The sequence below is a fragment of the Bacillus sp. 05T31 genome (assembly GCF_056396725.1).
In genome coordinates this window covers 1-5,028 of the sequence record NZ_JBFTMA010000339.1, presented here as the reverse complement: position 1 = coordinate 5,028, position 5,028 = coordinate 1, and the positions used below count along the sequence as shown (strand labels likewise).

Genomic DNA, 5,028 nt, shown 5'->3' with positions numbered 1-5,028 from the left:
CATATATTCAGTAACCGCTACTTTCCATATATGTTGTGAAAAGTACGGAAGTAAGCGCATTTTCGTATTTTTTTTTACATAACTACACACATATTGAAGGGAAATACAATTCCCTACCGCAAGCTCACCTATACACTTCATGTATAGAAAAGCTTGCCATGTAAATGGATTTGTTTGAAAAGCAAACGCGGATGGGAGCGGAACACCGATTTCAGAAGGAAAGCTCGCTGGGGTACATTTATATTGATATAAGAGGCGGAGTAGTGACTTATGATTATAATTCCAGATAGATAGAGCGTTTTGCCGAAAATGGTTCTTTTTTCTCTTCCATTCTTGTCCTAATACCTCTTTTTGGAAAGGAACAGAGGAAAAGAGCATGTCAACAGTAGTCGTATCAGTTGGTAAATAAATAGTATGTGAGAAAGAGACATTTGTAGAAAACGGAGTGATAAATGCGCATTTCATACACGATTTTTGTTTCGGACAGAAGAAAATAAGAAATGGCTGAGGATAAGATTGTAAGGAGAAAGCCAGAAGTGAGGAAAATTTCATCCAATATGCAGATTGCTTTTTTAATTGATTTCCACCAATGATCCAGATGACCTGTATACCAGCTTGCCAATACGAGTATGTTCGTTTAGAAAGCTGTTCTATGGAGAGATTGGCGCATTGATATTCAATCGCAATTTCCCTACCTGCTCTCTCTACGAAAACATCTGGTCTTTGCTGGATTTTTGGAAGGTAATGCTCTATATCCACATGAAAATTTTGACGTTTCAACCATCTATATAACAATTCTTTACCKTGCATATGATACATAGATTCTGCTTCATAAAAGGTAAGACATGAATCCACTTTCTTATGAGCAAAATGCCAGCTCTTTTGTGTTCCTAATTTCATTTGCACTTCTTTTCCGCAAGCTGTACAAAAGAATTTTTCTCGTTTACGCATTTCGCGTAAACGTTCTTCATCCCGGTTATATAATAGATGAATTTTCTCTCCGTTTTCTCTCCTTGCAATAAACATCCACCATCACACCCTTTCAACTTCTTGTATTCTACAATTTACTACAAATTCCTCTCAAAAAAAGAGATGTCCTAAATTAGGACATCTCTTTCTATAATAAAGGTGATAATAACCGATACGTCGATTCAACAATCCGCCTATGAAGACGTCTCTTATGAAATCGGTCAACATGAATTTCACTGGATTCTTCTAAATCGTCTTTAAAATCTTGAACGAGCTTTCGAATGCTACCTGTATCATATAAAAAGGCATTTACTTCAAAGTTTAAATGAAAACTTCTCATATCCATATTAGCTGTCCCAATTGATGCGAGATCAGAATCCACGATGACAACTTTACTATGAAGAAAACCTTTTTCATATTCATATATTTTTACTCCTGCATCTAATAACTCCGGAAAGTACGATCTTGATGCATAAAAGACAGTCCGCTTATCTGGCTTACTTGGCATTAACAAACGAACATCAATACCAGCAAGTGCAGCTACTTTTAATGCAGATAAAATATCATCATCTGGAATAAAGTATGGTGTTGCAATCCAAATCGATTTCCTAGCTGAAGCAATCATTGCAAAATATAAATGTTTAATTGTTTCCCATTTATTATCCGGTCCACCTCCAACAAGTTGGACTCCGCCCCAATGATCACCCTCAACTGCTTCCGCTTGTAAATATTCAGGTGCTAATACAGCCTCACCAGTCATATAAAACCAGTCTTGAAGGAAAATTAGCTGTAAACTTTGAACTGCTTCACCGCGTAAATATAAATGCGTGTCTCGCCAAAAACCGAAATATTTATCCTTCCCTAAATACTCATCACCAATATTTAATCCACCTACAAACCCYTCATTTCCATCTATAATAACGATTTTTCGGTGGTTTCGATAATTAATTTTATCGTTTAAAATTGGAAAGCGCACAGGGAAAAATGGAATCATTTCTACTCCTGCATCATTCAATTCTGCAATATACGAATTTGATAATTTAAAACTTCCAACCGCGTCGTATAAAAACCGAACGACAACGCCTTCTTTTGATTTCTTTATTAAAATATCTTTAATTTCTGTACCGAGCTTGTCATCACGCACAATGTAATACTCCATATGAATGTGGTGTTTCGCTCGATTTAACCCATCTAAAATTGCCTGAAACGTTTCGTCTCCATTTGTTAATGTCCTCGTTTCAGTTTGAAATGAAATATTTAAAGCACCTAGTCGATCTGCTAAACGAAATAACAATTCTTGATGCTTATGATTTCGTAAAATCCGTTCTTCGTAATCTTCGTGTCCCTTATATTGTAAAAACGCCTGTTCATCGAGTAATGCCTTCTTTTGGAACATTCTTTTTCTGCGAAAATTTTGTCCAAATAAAAGATAAGCAAAGAAACCGAACACTGGAAAAATACCTAGTACGATTAACCACGTAAGTGTTTTTGACGGATGGCGGTTTTCTAAGAAAATAACACATCCAATTAAAAATGCGGAAACCGTAAATAAAATACTAATAATACCTAAAATCGAAACATCTTTTATCCCAATTACATCCGAATAAAATGCTACATCAATAAACATACGTAACGAAACAAATAATGCGAACAATAGTAGAAAAAAGAAAAGTAGTTTTAGTGTATTTTTCATCTCTTACCCCCTAAATAAGAAAGCCTTCCTATTCTTCATAAAAAAAGCCGATTTCATACTATAGAAATCGGCCTACATTTTAGGAGGGAAATTGTTGCGAATTGTCTCAAGTGCACGCTCTTTCACAACCTGTTTCCCATACTCACTTACACGGTGAATCGTTAAAGTAGATTCTTCTCCATATTCTAAAACAATACTTAAAATACGATCAATTTCTTCTTCATCATGTAGCACTTCATCGAATTCCACATATACATAATAGCGGTCCTCAAATGAATGCAATTCATCTTTTATATCTTCAAAGATAAGACGATGACTTAATGAAATGACATCTTCAAAATCATTAAACTTAATTAAAAAGCCAAACGTACCATCTTCATTAAAGTTTGTTCCTACTTGTTCTTCTACCTCTTCCACTAATTCTTGCTGGAATAATGATTCGATGCCTTCATCTAGAGGAATGTCTATAATTTTGTCTACACCTATTGGTAGTTCCAGCTTTTGTCCATCCTTTGAAAGCTCCGCTTTCGTTACAAGTACTTCAATCCCTTTATCGACTGCTTGCACTTGGATCCATAACGGCCCATCGATAAAGAAATCATCATGATCACGAGCTTCGTCCATCATCTCCCAAAAGAGCTCTTCACTTCGTTCGCGATCATACCAAATTTCTTCACGATTAAACCCTCTGTCCTCTATATCAATGTACGTAATAAAAAATTTCATCGTATGGTCATTAATTCTTTCAATATCCAAAATACAACGCTCCCTTCCTGCTTAGAATTGTTATGAAGGGATTCCCCACTCATATGACAAAACAATAGATTCTTGTACTCTCATTTTATGATAAGATTCTCCAGAAGGGAAATAAAATCGATTTATTTTACAAAAATAGTTATATACCTATCTGTATTCGACTTTTTACATAAAGTGAAACAATAATCAGTATTTTTTCATCCTCCACTGATTATTAGATCGCACCAATCGGAATAAATATACCATTATACCAATTCACTGCTCGCAAAAAATTTGGACATACATTCCCATATTCCCTCGTACACTGTAATAAAGTGAAACTTCTATTAGAGGTGGATTATTTTGTCCCTGGGAGCGCGGGATCAAAACTAGACAAACTTTCTTCACCACATACATATATTTCGCTTATTAAAACATCTTAAATGGAGGCAGACGAATGGACTTAGAGTTTTTAACATCTGTACTAATGATTGTCGGTATCGATGTTGTACTAGGTGGCGATAACGCAATTGTCATCGCACTAGCTAGCCGAAATTTACCTGAAGCAAAACGAAATAAAGCCATTTTGATTGGTACTATGTTAGCAATTGTGCTACGAATTCTCCTCACGATACTAGCTGTCTATTTACTTGATATCCCATTTTTACAACTCACCGGCGGAATTTTACTCACATTAATTGCGGTCAATTTACTCACTGATAATAACAACGATCTTTCTTCTATCAAAGGAAAAACGACTTTATTCCAAGCTGTGCGTACAATTGTATTCGCCACATGAAGACAGACTTGCAACGTTTTTTCATCATAATCCTAGTTTTGCCACAAGTATCCCTTATTTGTTCATTTTCACCATTTTATGCATAGGCTTTATCGTTCAACAAGTGCGATTACGTAATGTTAAACAGTAAAAAAAAACCTTCTACTCTATAATAGGTAGAAGGTTTTCATATTATTATAATTAATTTACAAGACGCTGTGCTTCACGTAATTGGAACGTTCTTACTGTACGTGGTAAGAAACGACGGATTTCATCTTCGTTGTAACCTACTTGAAGGCGTTTTTCGTCAATCATAATTGGACGACGTAAAATACCTGGATAGTCACGAATCATCTTATATAAATCTTGAAGTGGTAAAGACTCTAAGTTCACATTCAATTCTTGGAAAACTTTTGAACGAGTAGAAATAATCTCATCCGTTCCGCTTTCTGTCATACGTAAAATCTCTTTAATCTCATCAATCGTTAATGGATCTGAGAAAATATTACGTTCTGTATAAGGAATATGATTTTCCTCTAGCCATAATTTCGCCTTTCTACAAGACGTACAGCTTGGAGAACTATATAATGTTACCATACAAAGCTCACTCTCCTTAAAGAGTACAAATTCTGTACTAATTACAGTTTAAATTTCTAACTTCCGCAATTTTTCGCGATAACTTGTCTTATAGCAAAGTAAAAAATCGCAATTCATGTAAGCAACAATAATTACTTTTAATAAGTAACTTCTATAATCATTATACAATAGTTTTTGCAAGAAATATACAGTGAATTTACTGCTAGTTGAGAAAATTTCTCCGTGTACTCCACTGCTATGCAACATGATTATACTC

Annotated in this window: 5 protein-coding genes and 1 pseudogene; 1 reads left to right on the top strand and 5 read right to left on the bottom strand. The window is 35.0% G+C overall.

Annotated features, from left to right (window positions below; all coding sequences use genetic code 11):
• The 3 genes from AC1DJR_RS18715 to mecA form a co-directional block, all read right to left on the bottom strand.
• Positions 1-1,026: competence protein CoiA (locus AC1DJR_RS18715; protein ID WP_477003222.1), on the bottom strand; the 1,026-nt coding region annotated here is incomplete at its 3' end.
• Between the two features lie 91 nt (positions 1,027-1,117).
• On the bottom strand, positions 1,118-2,662 hold the full coding sequence (locus AC1DJR_RS18710) for a cardiolipin synthase (protein ID WP_429687353.1): 1,545 nt from the start codon (positions 2,660-2,662) through the stop codon (positions 1,118-1,120).
• Positions 2,663-2,734: 72 nt separating this feature from the next.
• Positions 2,735-3,418, bottom strand: a complete 684-nt coding sequence (gene mecA / locus AC1DJR_RS18705) for an adaptor protein MecA (protein ID WP_002011351.1) — start codon at positions 3,416-3,418, stop codon at positions 2,735-2,737.
• 436 nt (positions 3,419-3,854) lie between these two features.
• Here mecA and AC1DJR_RS18700 point away from each other — a divergent pair.
• Positions 3,855-4,326 (top strand): annotated as a pseudogene (locus AC1DJR_RS18700) (TerC family protein).
• A 50-nt stretch (positions 4,327-4,376) separates the two neighbouring features.
• On the opposite strand, the gene spx reads toward AC1DJR_RS18700, so the two are convergent.
• Positions 4,377-4,772, bottom strand: coding sequence for a transcriptional regulator Spx (spx, locus tag AC1DJR_RS18695; protein ID WP_002011348.1), 396 nt, complete (start codon positions 4,770-4,772; stop codon positions 4,377-4,379).
• 48 nt (positions 4,773-4,820) lie between these two features.
• A partial coding sequence (locus AC1DJR_RS18690) for a hypothetical protein (RefSeq protein WP_477003221.1) occupies positions 4,821-5,028 on the bottom strand: 208 nt, incomplete at its 5' end.

What these genes read in the sequence shown, in the direction of transcription:
- spx (WP_002011348.1), bottom strand. Translation starts at nt 4,772, where the DNA reads ATGGTAACATTATATAGTTCTCCAAGCTGTACGTCTTGTAGAAAGGCG.